The sequence below is a fragment of the Bacillus cereus group sp. BfR-BA-01349 genome, assembly GCF_022663795.1.
GTDB lineage: Bacteria > Bacillota > Bacilli > Bacillales > Bacillaceae_G > Bacillus_A > Bacillus_A cereus.
This window is the reverse complement of record NZ_JAKUGE010000013.1, coordinates 58,530-76,002: the sequence shown is the minus strand read 5'-3', so window position 1 is coordinate 76,002 and position 17,473 is coordinate 58,530. Positions and strand designations below refer to the sequence as shown.

The window sequence follows — 17,473 nt, the reverse complement described above, 5'->3', positions numbered from 1 at the left end:
TATAAAAACAATGTAAATGAAATAAAGGACTAGACAAATTTCCTTGTAATAAATGGGTATATATAACAAACGGCTTTCTCTCTTTTCTCATACTGTAAAGTGTAATCAGATTTTTTTAACGAGAGAGGAGAGAAAAAACTATGCATCATTGTCATCCTTGCTTTGGAGGGCATAAGCCTACAGGACCTATTTGTACGACTGCTCCTGTCATTCATCCGACGAAACAATGCGTAACACACTCTTTTTCAACAACGGTGGTGCCACACATTTTCCCAACACATACAACACATGTACATCATCAACAAATTAAAAACCAAAACTTCTTCCCACAAACAAATTCAAATGTAAATGTTGTGGACCCAATCGACCCAGGATTCGGTGGCGGATGTGGACCGTGTGGTCATGGACATCATGGACATCATGGACATCATGGACATCACGTATCACCATTTGGTCCAGGACCAAATGTATCTCCGTTTGGACCAAACGTATCACCAGTAGGTCCAAATATCGGACCAAACGTTGGTGGAATATTTAAAAAGTAAATGATATGTTAGAACTAGCGAAATGCTAGTTCTTTTTTTGTAATTGGAGTGTTGATATGAAAGTTATTGCAGTAACAGGATATAAGCCATTTGAACTTGGAATATTTAAAAATGATCATCCAGGGGTGGAGTGTATAAAGAAAGCGTTACACCGTAAATTAACCAATTTTGTAGAAGATGGTTTAGAGTGGGTTATAATAAGCGGCCAATTAGGTGTAGAATTATGGGCTGCTGAAGTTGTTTTTGAAATTCAAGTAGAATATCCAGATTTAAAATTAGCGGTATTCACTCCGTTTTTAGAACAAGAAGAAAATTGGAAAGAAGATAATCGTGAATATTACGAATTTATCCTTTCTCAAGCAGACCATGTTGATAGTATCACGAAACGGAAGTATGAAAGTCCAGAGCAATTTAAATTAAAAAATCAATTTTTTATTGAAAAAAGTGATGCGCTTTTAGCGGTATACGATGAAGAAAAACCAGGAAGTCCCAAATATATTGTAGAAGCAGCAAAGAAAAAAGGAGAAATAGAAAATTATCACAGTTATTTCATTCTTTTTTCTGATTTACAAGATATAATAGAAGAGGAACAGTGGAATAATGCAGAGTAAATATGTAATATAGTACTCGTATATATGATTGACAAAAAGCATTGTTTCTGAAAAAATTTAGTTAATGAAAGTTTTGGTAAAAATTTGAGGTGAAGAAAATGATTTCGGATAAAATTAAATTAACAGCGAAAGATATTTTAGAAAAAGAATTTAAAACAGGTATGAGAGGTTATCAGCAAGAAGAAGTAGACAAGTTTCTTGATATGATCATTAAAGACTATGAAGCTTTCCACAAAGAGTTTGAGCAATTAAAGCAACAAAATGCTCGTTTAAAGCGTGAATTAGAGGAACAAAAACTAGCAGTAACGCAAGTTCCACAACAACCTGTACAAACACCAGTTGCACAACCAGTTTATAACAACACGAATACGGATATTTTAAAACGCTTATCTAACTTAGAAAAAGCTGTATTTGGAAGTAAGTTATACGAATGATGTAAGGTGGGAAAAGGTTTAAGCATTTTACATAGAAAAAAACGTTGCAAAATCTTTTTGTTTCCACTATACTAATGGATGTCATAACGTTTGGGTAATCGCTGCAACGCCAACGTTGTAGAGGAAAGTCCATGCTCGCACGGCCTGAGATGGCTGTAGTGTTCGTGCCTAGCCAATTCATAAGCTAGGGTATTCTGGCTGTAAGGCTGGTTTAACGGCAGGGAAAAAACCTAAGTCCTTTCGGATATGGTTTGACTACCTTTAAAGTGCCACAGTGACGAAGTCCTTGAAGAAATGATAGGAGTGGAACGAGGTAAACCCCACGAGCGAGAAACCCAAATAATGGTAGGGGAATCTTTTCCAAGGAAATGAACGACGGGAAAGGACAGGTTTTATAACCTGTAGATAGATGATTGCCACCGGAGTACGAGGCGTGGGCCGTTTGTAGTACAAAGGAACAGAACATGGCTTACAGAACGTTATGAACCAACTATGAAATAACTCAGCTCTCCTTTGTTAGAGGAGGGCTTTTTATTTGTATGAAGTTATAAAGTATGAGTTAAAATGGTTAATGAGAAAATTTTTCGTAAAATGTAATGATTAATAGGACCAATTGCTATTAATTATTGTTTGAATATACATAAGAGGTGAATGCAAATGGGAAAAGTTACTTTAATTGCAACAGCGGCAATGGGTATTGAAGCGTTAGTTGCCCGAGAAGTTCGCGATCTTGGTTATGAATGTCAAGTAGAAAACAGCAAAGTAACATTTGAAGCAGATGAAAAGGCGATTTGTCGCACGAATTTATGGTTACGTACTGCGGACCGTGTAAAAATTAAAGTTGGCGAATTTAAAGCAACAACATTTGATGAGCTATTTGAAAAAACGAAAGCATTAAACTGGGGAGATTATATTCCAGAGAATGGCGAATTCCCTGTTATCGGTAAATCTTTAAAATCTGAATTATTCAGTGTTTCGGATTGCCAACGTATCGTTAAAAAAGCTGTCGTTGAAAAATTAAAAACAACATATAAACGTACAACTTGGTTTGAAGAAGATGGTCCGTTATTCCGTATCGAGATTGCAATGCTCAAGGATATTGCAACATTAACAATTGATGCGAGCGGTGTTGGACTTCATAAACGTGGATACCGTATGGATCAAGGGGAAGCTCCGTTAAAAGAAACATTAGCTGCCTCTTTAATTAAATTAACAAACTGGAAGCCAGATCGTCCATTTGTTGATCCATTCTGTGGATCAGGTACAATTCCGATTGAAGCAGCATTAATTGGACAAAACATTGCACCAGGATTTAACCGTGGTTTCGCATCTGACGAGTGGGGCTGGGTAGGTAAACAAAACTGGCGTGAAGCTCGTCAAGAAGCTGAAGATTTAGCGAACTATGATCAACGATTACAAATCATTGGATCGGATATTGATCATCGTATGATTCGAGTTGCTCAAGATAACGCAGAAGAAGTAGGCTTAGGTGATTTAATTACATTTAAACAAATGCAAGTAAAAGATTTCACAACAAAAGAGGATTATGGCTACGTTGTAACGAATCCTCCATACGGAGAACGTTTAAGTGAAAAAGCACTCGTTGAACAACTGTATAAAGAAATGGGACAAGTATTCCGCCCATTAGATACATGGTCAGCGTATGTATTAACAAGCTATGAAGCATTTGGGAAGTGTTACGGAAAAGATGCGTCGAAGAAGCGTAAACTGTTTAACGGATTTATCCGTACAGATTACTACCAATACTTCGGAAAACGTCCACCGCGTAATTCATAGTATAAAACTCCTCCAGCGCGCATATACTGGCTATTATGTAATGCGTAAAGGAGGAAGTGATATGGATAATTTCCAATTATCAATGATTCAAAAAGCTATTCACCGTACGTATGATGAGCTCGGAAAAGAAGTGGATAGTCAAGATGCAATTGTAGATGAAATACAAAAAGCACAAGAAGAATATTTGTCAGCTCTTTCACATGAAACAGCGATTGATAAAAGGTATTTAAAGTCATTAATATAGAAGAAAATTTTCCTTTTTCGAAAGGAAAATTTTTTTTCGTGTATTTATATGTATGGCAACAGGGGAAAGTAGCTGCACACATATGCGTAGCAGTTGCTATTATCTTTTTATAGAAAAACTTTTTGGTTGGAGGCTAAGGATGTTTACTGAGAAGAGATTACCATTTGAAGTAGGAAAACAAGATAATTTTTATGATAAGTTGAATGAGTGGATTGGAGATGTGTTTTACGACATCCTTCCGGAAAAAGGCTTTGAAGAGCGTGATGAACAAATTTTTATGGCGTTTCAGTTAGAGCGTGCTTTCCAAGAAAAGAAAGTTATGTTCGCAGAAGCTGGTGTAGGAACAGGGAAAACAATTGTATATCTTCTATATGCAATTTGTTACGCGCGTTATACTGGAAAACCAGCTATTATTGCTTGTGCAGATGAAACGTTAATTGAGCAGCTTGTGAAAGAAGAAGGAGACATTGCGAAATTATCTGAAGCGTTAGGCGTATCTGTTGATGTAAGGCTTGCAAAATCAATGGATAATTATTTATGCTTACGTAAACTTGAAGATGTTATGAGTGGACGAGCTCCAGAAGTAATTGAAGACGTATATTACGAGTTACCACAGTTTGTATTCGATCATGGTACGATGCAAAACGTTACTCACTATGGTGACAGAAAAGAATTTCCACTTTTAAATGACGAAGAATGGTCGAAAGTAAATTGGGATTACTTCCAAGATTGCTTTACTTGTGATTCTCGTCATCGTTGTGGACAAACTCTTTCACGTGAACATTATCGTAAAGCAGCAGATTTAATTATTTGTTCTCAAGATTTCTATATGGATCATATTTGGACGTACGATGCTCGAAAGCGTGAAGGGCAAATTCCATTATTACCAGAAAGTAGCTGCGTTGTATTTGATGAAGGACATCTTGTAGAATATGCAGCTCAAAAAGCTTTAACATACCGTTTAAAGCAAACGATGATGGAGCAACTTTTAACGAGATTATTACAAAACGATATTCGTGAAGAGTTTGCACATTTAGTAGAAGAAACAATTTGGCAAACAGAGCGATTCTTTGATGTGTTACAAGAAAACAAAAAAGAAATTGCCGGTTCTGATCGTTTAGAAATTACTGTGACAGAAAAAGTAACAGCTGAAGCGAAACGACTTTATGCGAAAATTGGTGAAGTCGGTGATGCATTAGTATTTGAAAGTGAAATGCATACAGTAAACACGTATGACTTAAATATCGTTGATGAACATTTAGATGTATTAGAGCATTCACTTCGTCTGTTCATGCATGAGAAAAATGTAATTACATGGGGTGAAGAAGGTGATGGAGCCTTCACGTTAGTGATTATGCCACGTGCAGTAGAAGAAGTATTACAAGAGAAAGTATTCTCGAAGAAAATTCCGTATATTTTCTCGTCTGCTACATTATCTAATAACGATTCATTCGCATTTACAGCAAATAGCCTAGGGGTAAAAGATTACTTATCATTCTCAGTTGCCTCACCATTTGATTATGAAGAGCAAATGGCAGTAAACTTACTATCGCATACGAAAGAAAATGAGTGGGAAAGAAAGTGTCAATATACACTTGAAAATATACAGAAAACAAACGGACGTACACTTGTATTATTCCGTACAACGCAAGAACTTGCAGCGTTTAAAGAATATGTAAGTAAAGAACAAATGTCAGTTCCGTTCCTATATGAAGGGGATCAAGAAATTAGTCAGCTCGTTTCTCGCTTCCAAAATGAAGAAGAGACTGTACTTTGTGCCGTTCATTTATGGGAAGGTTTAGACATTCCTGGTTCATCATTATCACATGTTATCATTTGGTCATTACCATTCCCTCCAAACGATCCTGTGTTTGAAGCGAAGCGTAAACATGTGAATGACCCGTTCTGGGATGTAGATGTACCATATATGATTTTACGTCTTCGTCAAGGGATTGGTCGTTTAATTCGTACGAGCGACGATAAAGGTGCTATATCAATCTTTTTATCTGATACAGAAGATGAGAAAGTGGTAGAAGCGGTGAAAAACGTACTACCGGTAGAAGGTAAAGAATTATAAGGAGAAAGCTTGGCGCTTGCCAAGCTTTTTTTCTATTATAAAAGGAATTTAGATTTCCGTGTCGAATTAAGTTTGAGGTAGAAAAGGGAGGTTTTTATACAATGACAGTAGCTACATATGAAGTAGAAAAACAATTTTTAACATATGTGAAGAAGATACAAAATTACGGAGAAGCATTAAGTTTAATGTTTTGGGACTTAAGAACAGGGGCGCCTAAAAAAGGTGTTGATCAACGTTCAGAAGTAATTGGTATGCTTTCATCCGAAGTGTTTGCTATGTCGACTTCAGATGAGATGGGGAACTATTTAACAGAGCTTGAAGCTTTAATACGTGAAGATAAACTTTCTGAAACGACGAAGAAAATGGTTGAAGAGTGTCGGAAAGAATATGATAGAAATAAGAAAATTCCACAAGCGGAATACGAAGCGTATGTGAAATTAGAAGCGAAAGCAGAGAGTGTGTGGGAAGAAGCTCGTGAAAAATCTGATTTCGAAATGTTCCGCCCGTACTTAGAAAAAATTGTTGAATTTAAAAAGAAATTTATTACATATTGGGGTTACGAAACATATAAATACAATACATTATTAGACATGTATGAGCCAGGTATTACAGTAGAAGTTTTAGATCACGTATTTGGTCAACTTCGTGAGCGCATCGTGCCGCTTGTAAAAGAAATCTCGGAGTCTAAAAAAGGATTAAAAACAAGTGCTTTATCGGAAAAATTTTCAAAAGAAAAACAAAAGAACTTTACATTAGAACTATTAAAGCAATTGAATTATGACTTTGAGGCAGGCCGTCTTGATGAAACAGTACATCCATTCGAGATTACATTAAATAGAGGGGATGTTCGTATTACGACACGCTATGACGAAAAGGATTTCCGCATGGCTGTGTTTGGAACAATTCATGAATGTGGTCATGCTGTATATGAACAAAATATTGCAGAGAAATTTGAAGGTACACCGTTATGTAGTGGAACATCTATGGGTATTCATGAGTCACAATCGTTATTCTTTGAGAACTTTATCGGCCGTAATAAATCATTCTGGAAGAAAAATTATGATTTATTAAAAGAGTATAGCAATGGTCAATTTGATGATATGTCAGTCGATGAATTTTATGATGCAATTAACGAATCGAAGCCGTCATTCATTCGTATAGAAGCAGATGAGCTTACATACCCGCTTCATGTTATGGTGCGTTATGAATTAGAGAAAGAATTATTTGATGGTACATTACAAGTGAAGGACTTACTAGCAGCTTGGAATGATAAGATGGAAGCATATTTAGGAATTCGTCCGGAAAATGATGCGCAAGGTGTATTGCAAGATGTTCACTGGGCTGGTGGCTCATTTGGATACTTCCCATCTTATGCGCTTGGTTACATGTATGCAGCGCAATTTAAGCAAAGAATGTTAAAAGACATTCCGAACTTTGATGCATTATTAGAAGAAGGAAACGTAACACCAATTCGTGAATGGTTAACAGAACATATTCACCAGTATGGTAAAACGAAAAAGCCACTTGAAATTTTAGAAGATGTAACAGGCGAAGGGTTAAATGCAAATTACTTAGCAGATTATTTAGAAGTGAAGTATAAAGGAATTTATGAGTTATAAAAAAGAGCTGCTTACTTGCAGCTTTTTTTTATAGGGGGATAGAAGATGGTTTATACATATACAGTAATGACGCAAGAAGAGGCGGAAGAGATTGCATATAACTGGCATTATAAAGGGGAATATTCCTTTTACGATATAGAGGCAGATGAAGAAGATTTAGCTGAGTTTTTAGAGGGTGAGAGTAGAGGGAATCGTGTGTTTTCTGTGAAAGAAAATGGTACTCTCATTGGGTTCTTTACGGTTTGTAAAATAAATAATGGAACGGTTGATATAGGACTTGGAATGAGGCCTGATATAACTGGAAATGGATTTGGTTTACAGTTCGTGAATGCTGGACTAGCTTTTAGCAAAGAAAAATACGGATGCAAATATATAACACTATCAGTAGCGACATTTAATGAGAGAGCGATAAAAGTGTATAAAAGGGTGGGGTTTGAAGCGGTTGGAACGTTTATACAGAAAACAAATGGTGGTTGTTTTGAGTTCTTGAAAATGAACTATATATGTAAACGTGATTAAAAAACAGAGGATCTTCTGTTTTTTTATTTTGATTTAGAAATATATGATACATATTGTTTACTTGTTGTAATTGAGAGTTTTGAAATTTCGGTAGAGGGTGTGTATGATAGGAGTTTAGTAGCAAATAGTAGGTTTAGCAAGGAAGGGTAGAGGTAGTATGATTACAATTAAAACGAAAAATGAAATAGATTTGATGCATGAATCTGGAAAATTACTTGCTTCATGTCATAAAGAAATTGCGAAAATGATAAAGCCAGGTATAACGACACAAGAGATTGATACGTTTGTTGAAATGTATTTAAAAAAGCATGGTGCCACATCTGAACAGAAAGGTTACAACGGGTATCCATATGCGATATGTGCATCTGTAAACGATGAAATGTGTCATGCGTTTCCGGCCGATGTTCCTTTAACTGAGGGTAATATTGTAACAATTGACACGGTAGTAAACTTAAATGGGGGTCTTTCAGATTCTGCTTGGACGTATAGAGTTGGAAAAGTTTCTGATGAAGCAGAAAAGTTGTTGTTAGTAGCTGAGAATGCTTTGTATAAAGGGATTGATCAGGCGGTAATTGGTAATCATGTAGGAGACATTGGCTATGCAATTGAAAGTTATGTAACAAATGAAGGTTTTTCTGTCGCAAGAGACTTTACGGGACATGGGATTGGTAAAGAGATTCATGAAGAACCAGCAATTTTTCATTTTGGGAAACAAGGACAAGGACCTCAGTTACAAGAAGGAATGGTAATTACAATTGAACGGATTGTAAATATAGGTATGCGATATTCTAAAGTAGATTTAAATGGGTGGACTGTACGAACGATGGACGGGAAATTATCAGCTCAATATGAGCATACAATTGCGATTACAAAAGATGGGCCAATCATTTTAACGAAGTTGTAATTGGGAATGAAAGAGTTTGCAAAACTCGAACAAAAATAGTGGTTTTTAAAAATTTGTACGTGTTTTTTTGATAAATGCTTTTCAAAGCATAAAAAGTACGTTATAATCCTTCTATAAAATAAATAGTTAGCTACACTCATATAATCGCGGGGATATGGCCTGCAAGTTTCTACCGAAGTACCGTAAATACTTTGACTATGAGTGAGGACGAATATAATTGCTTGTTTAGCATTCTTTTTTTGCGAAACTCCAAAAGCGCGTCTCTCACTTGTAACGAGTGGTGGCGGCTTTTGGAGTTTTTTTATTGCATAAGAGGGGGAACAAACATGAAAGTATTACAAGAAAAGATTTTGAACGAAGGAAAGGTTTTATCTGGTGACGTATTAAAGGTAGATGCTTTTTTAAATCATCAAATTGATCCAGTACTTATGCAAGAAATCGGAAAAGAATTTGCTAAACGTTTTAAAGAAGAGAACATTACAAAAATCGTGACGATTGAATCTTCAGGCATTGCACCAGCGGTTATGGCTGCATTAGAGCTTGGTGTAAAAGTAATTTTTGCACGAAAACGTAAATCGTTAACGTTACAAGATAATATGTACGTTGCAAACGTATATTCATTTACAAAACAAGAAACAAATGAAATTTCATTATCTCGAAATCATATCGATGAAAATGATCGTGTATTAATCATCGATGACTTTTTAGCAAACGGTCAGGCTGCTTTAGGTTTAATGAGTTTAGTAGAGCAAGCTGGAGCGAGTATTGCAGGAATTGGAATTGTTATTGAAAAAGCATTTCAAGATGGAGGAAAGAAGCTTCGTGAACAAGGCGTTCGTGTTGAATCACTAGCAGAAATTGCATCACTTGATAACGGCACAGTTACATTTGTACAGCAAGAAACTGCGGAGGTGAAATAAACGATGAAGCAGCATCCATTTAAAATTGCATCGCTTGGTATGCAGCATATGCTTGCAATGTATGCTGGAGCAATTATCGTTCCGCTTATTGTGGGCGGTGGACTTGGTTTGAATCAAAAAGAGTTAACATATTTAGTCTCAATTGATTTATTAATGTGCGGCGTTGCGACAATTTTACAAGCATTATCAAATCGCTTTTTCGGTATTGGGCTTCCAGTTGTGCTTGGTTGTACATTTACAGCGGTTGGACCGATGATTGCAATCGGGAAACAATACGGCGTGTCTTCTATTTATGGAGCAATTATTGCTGCCGGGTTATTCGTTGTTATTTTTGCAAAATTATTTGGAAAGCTTGTAAAACTGTTTCCCCCTGTTGTAACAGGATCTGTCGTTACAGTAATTGGAGTTACACTTGTTCCAGCTGCTATTAATGATATGGCTGGCGGAGTAGGAAGCAAAGATTTCGGAAGTCTTGAAAACTTAGCGTTAGCATTTGGTGTGTTACTATTTATCATCATTATGTATCGTTTCTTCGACGGATTTATTCGTTCAATCTCTATTTTGCTAGGTTTATTGTTCGGTACAATCGTTGCAGCATTTATGGGGAAAGTAAGCTTGCAAGCAGTTGAAGAAGCAGATTGGTTCCATGGTATTCAGCCATTTTACTTCGGTACACCAACATTTGAATTGACGCCAATTATTACGATGATTTTAGTTGCTTGCGTAGGGATTGTAGAAGCAACAGGTGTATACTTTGCATTATCTGATATTTGCAATAAAAAGATTGGTGAAAAAGAATTAACCAAAGGCTATCGAGCAGAAGGATTAGCGATGGTGTTAGGTGGTATTTTTAACGCGTTCCCATATACAACATATTCTCAAAACGTAGGGCTTGTTCAATTAACTGGAGTAAGAAATCGCGTTATTATTTATACTTGTGGTGGTATGTTAATCGTTCTTGGATTCATTCCAAAAATCGCAGCTATTACAACGATCATTCCGAAATCAGTACTGGGCGGTGCGATGTTAGCAATGTTCGGTATGGTAATGGCATATGGTATTAAAATGTTAAGTAGCGTTGATTTTGGTAAACAAGAAAATTTATTAATCGTTGCATGTTCTGTCGGAATCGGACTTGGAGTTACAGTCGTTCCTACTTTATTCTCACAACTTCCTGAAAATATTCGTATTTTAACAGATAACGGAATTGTACTTGGAAGTGCGTCAGCAGTACTTTTAAATATCGTATTTAATATGGTGCCGCAGCGTAAAGTGAAAATAAAAGAAGAGCCGGTGTCTATGCAAAGTGCGGTAAGAGAAGCGTAAAAAAGCAAGGTCTCATTATGAGACCTTGCTTTTCTTTTTAAGTGGCATCATTTTTCCGTACGTACCAAGACGCCAAATGTACTCAAGTGGCCCGTATTGATAATGTGAAAGCCACCAGCGGCTAATAAAGATTTGTAACGTGTAGAAACTAATGCAGAATATTGGTCCAACCCATAATGGAGCAGGATAATAATTTTTAAGGAATAGACCAAATACAAGTAATGTAACAATTGTATGCGAGATGTAATTTGTTAATGCCATTCGTCCAACGTATTGGAATGGACGTAATAACGTTTGCCATTTTTCTTTTTGTAATAAACGCATTAGCGTGAAAATGTAGAATATGAATAACGTTTTTCCGCTAAACATTGTAAAGACCTGCATATAAATTGGTTCATAAAATGGTTTTGATAAGAAGTAACGGACCATGAAGAACCACATTGGTAATGTTAAAAGGAACATAATAATTTGCCATTTTTTAAGTTTTAGATCTAACTCTTTCGTGCGGCGGAAAATATCCTTTTTGCCGGCGTATAAACCAAGCAAAAATAGCCCAACTGTTTCTGGAAGCATAAGTAAATTTAATCCAATTCCATCAGCGTAAAATGCATGGAAACGATTTTGTATTTGTGACAGCCAATCTTCTAATGGCATGATAGGTAAGGAAAAACCTAGCTCTTCCTTTGGTACCAATGCAACTGTAATACCAGCCATTAGCATAATGAATTGAAAAATACTCAATAAAACGATAGCCCATATTAAAATAGTACGAGGTTCTCTCTTATAAAATAAAAATAAGAAAAATCCAGCAATCGCATAAGTATGTAAAATGTCTCCGTCCCATAAAAGAACGTAATGTAAGAAACCGAATAATAATAAAATAAGTAAGCGGCGAACAAATAAAATTTTCGGATGATCTGTTTTTGCTTCAGCACGACTCATAAAAATGTAAAAGCCTAGGCCAAATAAAAACGAAAAGATAGTATAAAACTTTGTTTGAATAAACATATCGTAAAATAGACGGATATAGCTATCTAGCCCTTCATAAACTCCTGAAATATCACGTGAGTCAATCCCAGCGATAACAGGCCAGTTCACAAGAAAAATACCTAGTACAGCTATTCCTCTAATAATATCGATGGAGTGTATCCTCTCGCCTTGTGAAATATTTTGTGTCATTATTTTCCTCCCTGTTAAGTAATTCCCTTTTATTATACAAAATGTAAGATGGAGGGTATAGGGTTGATTTCCATTTTTTTACTATTAAGTTATGTAAGATGCGATATAATAAGAGGGCACAACAAGTTTTAACCTTTTTCAAAACAGGCAGTAAAGCTCCTTCTTATAAGGAGCTTTCTTTATGAAAAGTGTTGATAATGATTCTCTTTAATGATAAAATATATTTAAAATTGATAATCATTATCAAAAAGGTTGGTGTGTAAGTATGGTATATGCATTAGTAGCAGGTACAGTCGCTGTATATGCAGTTATTGCGAAGTATGTTTTAAATGGAGTAGGAACAGCAAAATGAGTGATATGACATAAAATCCCTTTCATTTGTAAAAAGAATGAAAGGGATTTTTTATTTTTAATGAGAATATGCTGAAAATTTAGTATGATAGTAAAGTGAAACTGTAATCAATGGGTAGGTGTAACTCTCACTGGTTATGAGCTCGCAAATAGCGGGGAAAAGTATATACATCTTGGATAAAGGGGAACAAGGGGATGACAAACATAGTACAGACAAACGGTATGAAAAAACTTGTTTGTTTTTATGAAGAGTGGCAAAAACACGGCGATGCAGAGAATAGTTTAAAGTTGTTTGAGGTGATTCAAAAATATAAACAAGAACAGCTTATGATAGCGTTCTGTGGTCACTTCTCTGCAGGGAAATCAACGATGATGAATCATCTATATAAAGCGCAGTTGTTACCAACAAGTCCAATTCCGACAAGCGCTAACGTTGTCAAAATTGAAAAAGGAATGGATCGTGTTGTTGTAACGGTTAAATCTGGAGAACAGTACGAGTATGACGGTGCATATTCAGCTGAAGAATTAAAACAAATTTGTAAAGATGGTGATGAGGTAATTGGTGTTCACATTTATCGGAATGATGCGCCAATTCCTGAAGGTGTTATGTTAGTAGATACACCAGGGATTGACTCAACAGATGATGTCCATCAATTAGCGACAGAATCAACGCTACATCTAGCAGACGTAATTTTTTATATGATGGATTATAATCACGTCCAATCGGAAGTGAATTTGCAATTTGTTAAAGAATTGAAACAACGTAATAAAACGGTTTATCTCGTTGTCAATCAAATAGATAAACATAAAGAAAATGAATTGTCGTTTGAGAATTATAAAGATAGTGTAAAGCAATCGTTCTCTAATTGGGATATTGAAGTAGATGGAGTATATTATACGTCATTACGAATGATGAACCATCCACATAATGAAATTGGAAGCTTAGAAACGTTAATTACTTCTATTATGAAAGAAAAAGAGCAGTATGTAAGGACTGGAATGGAGCGAGAAACAGAATATTTAATGGGGGAACATTTCTCGTTTATTGTTTCTGAAAATGAAAAAGCTCTTTTGAAATATGAGGAAGAGTTAGCATCACCACTTTCTATTTCAGAGGTAGTTGAAAAGAAGGAAGAGTTAACGGAAGCGAAAAATCGTGAGGCAAGTAAAGAGTCTCATGTGAGAAATGAATTTATAAAAGGCCTACAAGCTATATTAGATAACGCGTATTTAATGCCATTTGAAATGAGAGAATTGGCAAATGCGTACTTAGAAACGAAATTAACAAAGTTTAAAGTCGGTTTGCTATTTGCGAAAGGAAAGACGGAGCAAGAAAAACAAAGGCGTGTAGAGGCTTTTTATTCTGCCCTTCAAAAGACTGTTGAAACGCAGCTTGATTTTCATGTGAAGGAATTTATTGTAGCCTTCTTAAAAGAAGAAGGATTGTTCACGGAGGAAATTGGGAAAGACATATATGGGTTAGAAATTGCTTTCGGACCAGAAATGTTGGCTGAGGTAATTAAACAAGGCGCAGGTTTCACAGGTGATTACTTACTTCTTTATACAGCGGATGTAGCGAATGAACTAAAGAAGCGTTATTTTATAAAAGCACAGCAAATTTTTGATAAAAGTGCGGTCGTTTTAAAGCAAAAGGTGAGGGAAGCAGTTGCTCGTATTGAAGAAGAGATTGAAACATATACGATGTTGCAAACGGCGAAAGAAACACAATTACAATACAATAACAATTTGGCGACATATGAAGACTATTTACGAAATGTTTGGCACGATCATGTTGCTACGCCTGAAGGTTTGCAAATAGATGAGATATTGCAAAGGGAAAAGCAAATTGTTAGTGAGAAATTTACACTACAAGAGAAGGAAATCGTAAACGATAACGTAGCGATTCATGAAGAAGAGCTGAAAGGAACGGCGGCTTTAAATATTCAGCGGATATTAGAGAAAGTGAAAAAAGCTGAAACGATATTAGAGCCATTGCCAGCGCTGAAACATGTACAGCAAGAGGTAATAGAGAAAAGAAGACGTGTAGAAACAAAACAATTTACAGTAGCGTTATTCGGGGCATTTAGTGCTGGAAAATCATCATTTGCCAATGCCTTACTCGGTGAGAAAGTACTTCCTGTATCACCAAACCCGACGACGGCAACGATTAATCAAATTTTGCCGGTTACAGAGGAAAAACCACATGGAACAGTAATTGTTCAGTTTAAATCAAAGCAAGCGTTATTAGAAGATATGAAAGCTGTTTATAAGCTGTTTCATTATGAGATTGCTACGTTAGATGAAGCGTTAGCACAAATTGATAAAGTTATGAAATATCCTTCACCAACTGGGAAGCAAAAAACAACATTTAGCTTTTTACGAGCGGTACAAAAAGGGTATGATGCAGTTTCTACTTATTTAGGAGAACAAGTACAAGTTACATTAGAAGAGTTCTCTGATTATGTAGCGAATGAAGAGAAATCATGCTTCGTTGAGTATATGGAACTTTATTATGATTGTGCTTTAACAAGGCAGGGAGTAGCGCTTGTAGACACACCTGGAGCGGATTCTATCAATGCTCGCCATACGGATGTTGCATTCCAGTATATTAAAAACGCAGATGCTATTTTATTTGTAACATATTATAACCATGTATTCTCTCGTGCTGACCGTGAATTTTTAATTCAGCTTGGTCGTGTAAAGGATACTTTTTCCCTTGATAAAATGTTCTTCTTAATTAATGCTGCGGATTTAGCAGAGTCTGAAGAAGAACTTGAAATGGTAAAAGGTTATATAGCAGATCAGCTACTGCAATACGGTATTAGAAATCCGCGTTTATTTGCAATTTCAAGTTTATGTGCGCTTGAAGAGAAACAAGGAAAGAATGTTGAAAAAGAGAAGTATGGTATTTTACAAAACTCTGGGATTACTAAGTTTGAGGAATCATTTACGTCCTTTATGATGAGAGATTTAATGCTTGTTTCTGTGCATGCTCTATATGGTGCGTTGCAAGGGGCAGATCAGCTTTTAGTAAACATGATAAAGGGTGCAAAGCAGGGGAATGAAGAGAAAGAGAAGCAAACGAAAAAATATGAAGCAGAGCGTGATCAACTACTTCATATCATTTCTTCATATAGTGTACTTGCTGAAGAACAGGCGATGCAAAATGAAGTGAAAGAGTTGTTTTATTACGTGCAACAGCGTCTATTCCTACGCTATAACGATGTGTTTACTGAATTTATTAATCCGGCGGCACTTCGAACCGATGGAAATGTGAAAACACAATTGCAGCAGTGTGTTATGGAATTAGTAGCATTTATTCAGCATGATTTATTGCAAGAAATGCGTGCGACATCATTACGCCTTGAAAAATGGATAGACGAAGCGATGAAGCGTGCAAAAGACGAAATTGTAGTGAACTGTAAAGTAGAAAATGAATCAATTTCTATGAATGGAACAGTGGAGTATGAATATAAAGATATTACACATAAAGAACCCTTCCCTTCAGTTGAAATAAAAGATTTCAAAAAAGCATTGGCACATTTTAAAAATGAGAAAAGCTTTTTTGAAAAGAATGACAAAGCTTTTATGCAAGAAGACGCTAAATCTGTATTAGAACCGCTCGTATCAAACTATGTAGCTGATGAAAAACATTTATTTGTTCATCATTATAAGCAAGAGTGGGATATGGAGTGGAATTTATTCCAAAAAGTGATGCAGCAAGATGTGATGAACTATTATGAAAGTATATTGTTTGCATTGGCTGAAACGATCGATGTATCTCTATATGAACAAAGTAAAGAACAATTGCAAAAGCAGTTAGTAGAGATTGAAAAAGAAATTTATGTTATATAGTCGTTATGAGAAAAAGATTCGTTCAATTTTCTTTTGAAGTACAGTATCTAAAGATTTTACAAATCCAGCAAATTCATCGGTAGAAATCATATGAGTAAGAACGAGTCGTCTGCCATCTGGTGTTTCACCGCATAAGACGAATGAAGAAAATTCATATGTTTTGTTTTCAACTACTAATTTTGGATAGGAATACATGTCGCTTTTCTTCTTCTTTCCATCAATAGAGATGACGTTGCATTTTTTCTCATTGTTGTCCATGGTGAATCCCTCCTTTCTATTACTTATGGTAGACAAGGAGGGTTTAGAACAATAGAGAAGGGGGAATTTTTTATGTCTGTTGTAATAGAACGTATTCCAAAAGAGGCTATACCGAAGGCTTTATTGTTACTTGCTGATCCAAGTGAACGGCAAATAGCTACATATGTACAAAGAGGATTAACATACGTAGCTAAGCAGGGGGGGAGCGTTATCGGTGTATATGTTCTTTTGGAAACAAGGCCAAAGACGATGGAAATCATGAATATTGCGGTTGTAGAACATTTACAAGGAACAGGGATTGGGAAGAAGCTATTAAGGCATGCTGTAGAAACTGCTAAAGGATATGGTATGTCAAAACTTGAAGTTGGTACAGGCAATTCTAGTGTTTCACAACTTGCTTTATATCAAAAATGTGGATTTCGTATTTTTTCTATTGATTTTGATTACTTTTCGAAGCATTATGAAGAAGAGATTATTGAAAATGGGATTGTATGTCGTGATATGATCCGGCTTGCAATGGAATTGAATAAAAACGTATAACTATTTAGGGGGAAGAGAAGATGGAAGTACATAAAGCAATTACAGCACATTCTCGTAAACAAAATGAAAGCGTAAAAGCATGTTTACAATTAGATGCACAGCGTGAAGCAGCTATTGAAGCTGCCGTATCTCTTGCGTCAAATGGGAAAGAATTTTCGGTTGATGTCATTAATTTTGTAACGAAGCAAATTAATGATCTTGCAAAAAATGGTGTTACCTTGCAGCGTAAATATGTTACAGAAGAAATGGTTATGGAGTATGTAAGTCGTTTGAAAGAGAAAGAAGGTCGTTAAA

Annotated in this window: 16 protein-coding genes, 1 other RNA gene and 1 riboswitch; of the genes, 15 read left to right on the top strand and 2 right to left on the bottom strand. The window is 35.8% G+C overall.

From position 1 onward, the window contains the following. Nucleotides 1-140: 140 nt before the first annotated feature. From MR169_RS09775 to pbuX, 12 genes are all read left to right on the top strand, one after another. The gene (locus MR169_RS09775; protein ID WP_242319335.1) at nucleotides 141-545 is read left to right on the top strand and encodes a CotD family spore coat protein; all 405 of its coding nucleotides are present in this window, start codon (nucleotides 141-143) and stop codon (nucleotides 543-545) included. Nucleotides 546-601: 56 nt separating this feature from the next. Further along, nucleotides 602-1,156, top strand: a complete 555-nt coding sequence (locus tag MR169_RS09770) for an SLOG family protein (protein WP_000862912.1) — start codon at nucleotides 602-604, stop codon at nucleotides 1,154-1,156. A gap of 98 nt (nucleotides 1,157-1,254) precedes the next feature. Continuing rightward, on the top strand, nucleotides 1,255-1,590 hold the full coding sequence (gene gpsB / locus MR169_RS09765) for a cell division regulator GpsB (RefSeq protein WP_000622431.1): 336 nt from the start codon (nucleotides 1,255-1,257) through the stop codon (nucleotides 1,588-1,590). A gap of 86 nt (nucleotides 1,591-1,676) precedes the next feature. After that, nucleotides 1,677-2,067, top strand: an RNA gene (gene rnpB, locus MR169_RS09760) — RNase P RNA component class B. 180 nt (nucleotides 2,068-2,247) lie between these two features. Further along, nucleotides 2,248-3,387, top strand: coding sequence for a THUMP domain-containing class I SAM-dependent RNA methyltransferase (locus tag MR169_RS09755; RefSeq protein WP_242319334.1), 1,140 nt, complete (start codon nucleotides 2,248-2,250; stop codon nucleotides 3,385-3,387). A 61-nt stretch (nucleotides 3,388-3,448) separates the two neighbouring features. Continuing rightward, nucleotides 3,449-3,631 carry a DUF3921 family protein gene (locus MR169_RS09750; RefSeq protein ID WP_000368569.1) on the top strand — a complete coding sequence of 61 codons (183 nt, stop codon included), beginning with the start codon at nucleotides 3,449-3,451 and terminating at the stop codon, nucleotides 3,629-3,631. A gap of 139 nt (nucleotides 3,632-3,770) precedes the next feature. Further along, a complete protein-coding gene (locus MR169_RS09745) occupies nucleotides 3,771-5,708 on the top strand; it encodes an ATP-dependent DNA helicase (protein ID WP_242319333.1) in 1,938 nt (645 codons plus the stop codon). 101 nt (nucleotides 5,709-5,809) lie between these two features. After that, nucleotides 5,810-7,327: a carboxypeptidase M32 gene (gene ypwA, locus MR169_RS09740; protein WP_242319332.1), complete on the top strand. Its 1,518-nt coding sequence runs from the start codon at nucleotides 5,810-5,812 to the stop codon at nucleotides 7,325-7,327. Between the two features lie 45 nt (nucleotides 7,328-7,372). After that, nucleotides 7,373-7,846 (top strand): GNAT family N-acetyltransferase, encoded by a 474-nt coding sequence (locus MR169_RS09735; protein ID WP_242319331.1) that lies wholly within the window; start codon nucleotides 7,373-7,375, stop codon nucleotides 7,844-7,846. Nucleotides 7,847-8,003: 157 nt separating this feature from the next. Next, complete coding sequence (locus MR169_RS09730) at nucleotides 8,004-8,750, top strand: type I methionyl aminopeptidase (protein ID WP_242319330.1); 747 nt, start codon at nucleotides 8,004-8,006, stop codon at nucleotides 8,748-8,750. Between the two features lie 116 nt (nucleotides 8,751-8,866). Beyond that, a riboswitch (purine riboswitch) is annotated at nucleotides 8,867-8,968 on the top strand. 108 nt (nucleotides 8,969-9,076) lie between these two features. Next, nucleotides 9,077-9,670 (top strand): xanthine phosphoribosyltransferase, encoded by a 594-nt coding sequence (locus tag MR169_RS09725; RefSeq protein WP_000866483.1) that lies wholly within the window; start codon nucleotides 9,077-9,079, stop codon nucleotides 9,668-9,670. Between the two features lie 3 nt (nucleotides 9,671-9,673). Next, nucleotides 9,674-10,996: a xanthine permease PbuX gene (pbuX, locus tag MR169_RS09720; protein WP_242319329.1), complete on the top strand. Its 1,323-nt coding sequence runs from the start codon at nucleotides 9,674-9,676 to the stop codon at nucleotides 10,994-10,996. Nucleotides 10,997-11,011: 15 nt separating this feature from the next. On the opposite strand, the gene MR169_RS09715 is transcribed toward pbuX, so the two are convergent. After that, nucleotides 11,012-12,175: a DUF418 domain-containing protein gene (locus MR169_RS09715; RefSeq protein WP_000193088.1), complete on the bottom strand. Its 1,164-nt coding sequence runs from the start codon at nucleotides 12,173-12,175 to the stop codon at nucleotides 11,012-11,014. A 546-nt stretch (nucleotides 12,176-12,721) separates the two neighbouring features. Here MR169_RS09715 and MR169_RS09710 point away from each other — a divergent pair. Continuing rightward, nucleotides 12,722-16,381 (top strand): dynamin family protein, encoded by a 3,660-nt coding sequence (locus tag MR169_RS09710; RefSeq protein WP_242319328.1) that lies wholly within the window; start codon nucleotides 12,722-12,724, stop codon nucleotides 16,379-16,381. 3 nt (nucleotides 16,382-16,384) lie between these two features. Here the strand turns inward: MR169_RS09710 and MR169_RS09705 are convergent, their stop codons facing one another. After that, nucleotides 16,385-16,639, bottom strand: a complete 255-nt coding sequence (locus MR169_RS09705; RefSeq protein ID WP_242319327.1) for a DUF3931 domain-containing protein — start codon at nucleotides 16,637-16,639, stop codon at nucleotides 16,385-16,387. Nucleotides 16,640-16,711: 72 nt separating this feature from the next. On the opposite strand from MR169_RS09705, the gene MR169_RS09700 reads away from it, so the two are divergent. After that, nucleotides 16,712-17,179 (top strand): GNAT family N-acetyltransferase, encoded by a 468-nt coding sequence (locus MR169_RS09700; RefSeq protein ID WP_000117687.1) that lies wholly within the window; start codon nucleotides 16,712-16,714, stop codon nucleotides 17,177-17,179. 20 nt (nucleotides 17,180-17,199) lie between these two features. Next, nucleotides 17,200-17,472, top strand: a complete 273-nt coding sequence (locus MR169_RS09695) for a YpbS family protein (RefSeq protein ID WP_000451810.1) — start codon at nucleotides 17,200-17,202, stop codon at nucleotides 17,470-17,472. Nucleotide 17,473: the final 1 nt, after the last annotated feature.

What these genes read in the sequence shown, in the direction of transcription:
- MR169_RS09775 (WP_242319335.1), top strand. Translation starts at nt 141, where the DNA reads ATGCATCATTGTCATCCTTGCTTTGGAGGGCATAAGCCTACAGGACCT.
- MR169_RS09770 (WP_000862912.1), top strand. Translation starts at nt 602, where the DNA reads ATGAAAGTTATTGCAGTAACAGGATATAAGCCATTTGAACTTGGAATA.
- gpsB (WP_000622431.1), top strand. Translation starts at nt 1,255, where the DNA reads ATGATTTCGGATAAAATTAAATTAACAGCGAAAGATATTTTAGAAAAA.
- MR169_RS09755 (WP_242319334.1), top strand. Translation starts at nt 2,248, where the DNA reads ATGGGAAAAGTTACTTTAATTGCAACAGCGGCAATGGGTATTGAAGCG.
- MR169_RS09750 (WP_000368569.1), top strand. Translation starts at nt 3,449, where the DNA reads ATGGATAATTTCCAATTATCAATGATTCAAAAAGCTATTCACCGTACG.
- MR169_RS09745 (WP_242319333.1), top strand. Translation starts at nt 3,771, where the DNA reads ATGTTTACTGAGAAGAGATTACCATTTGAAGTAGGAAAACAAGATAAT.
- ypwA (WP_242319332.1), top strand. Translation starts at nt 5,810, where the DNA reads ATGACAGTAGCTACATATGAAGTAGAAAAACAATTTTTAACATATGTG.
- MR169_RS09735 (WP_242319331.1), top strand. Translation starts at nt 7,373, where the DNA reads ATGGTTTATACATATACAGTAATGACGCAAGAAGAGGCGGAAGAGATT.
- MR169_RS09730 (WP_242319330.1), top strand. Translation starts at nt 8,004, where the DNA reads ATGATTACAATTAAAACGAAAAATGAAATAGATTTGATGCATGAATCT.
- MR169_RS09725 (WP_000866483.1), top strand. Translation starts at nt 9,077, where the DNA reads ATGAAAGTATTACAAGAAAAGATTTTGAACGAAGGAAAGGTTTTATCT.
- pbuX (WP_242319329.1), top strand. Translation starts at nt 9,674, where the DNA reads ATGAAGCAGCATCCATTTAAAATTGCATCGCTTGGTATGCAGCATATG.
- MR169_RS09715 (WP_000193088.1), bottom strand. Translation starts at nt 12,175, where the DNA reads ATGACACAAAATATTTCACAAGGCGAGAGGATACACTCCATCGATATT.
- MR169_RS09710 (WP_242319328.1), top strand. Translation starts at nt 12,722, where the DNA reads ATGACAAACATAGTACAGACAAACGGTATGAAAAAACTTGTTTGTTTT.
- MR169_RS09705 (WP_242319327.1), bottom strand. Translation starts at nt 16,639, where the DNA reads ATGGACAACAATGAGAAAAAATGCAACGTCATCTCTATTGATGGAAAG.
- MR169_RS09700 (WP_000117687.1), top strand. Translation starts at nt 16,712, where the DNA reads ATGTCTGTTGTAATAGAACGTATTCCAAAAGAGGCTATACCGAAGGCT.
- MR169_RS09695 (WP_000451810.1), top strand. Translation starts at nt 17,200, where the DNA reads ATGGAAGTACATAAAGCAATTACAGCACATTCTCGTAAACAAAATGAA.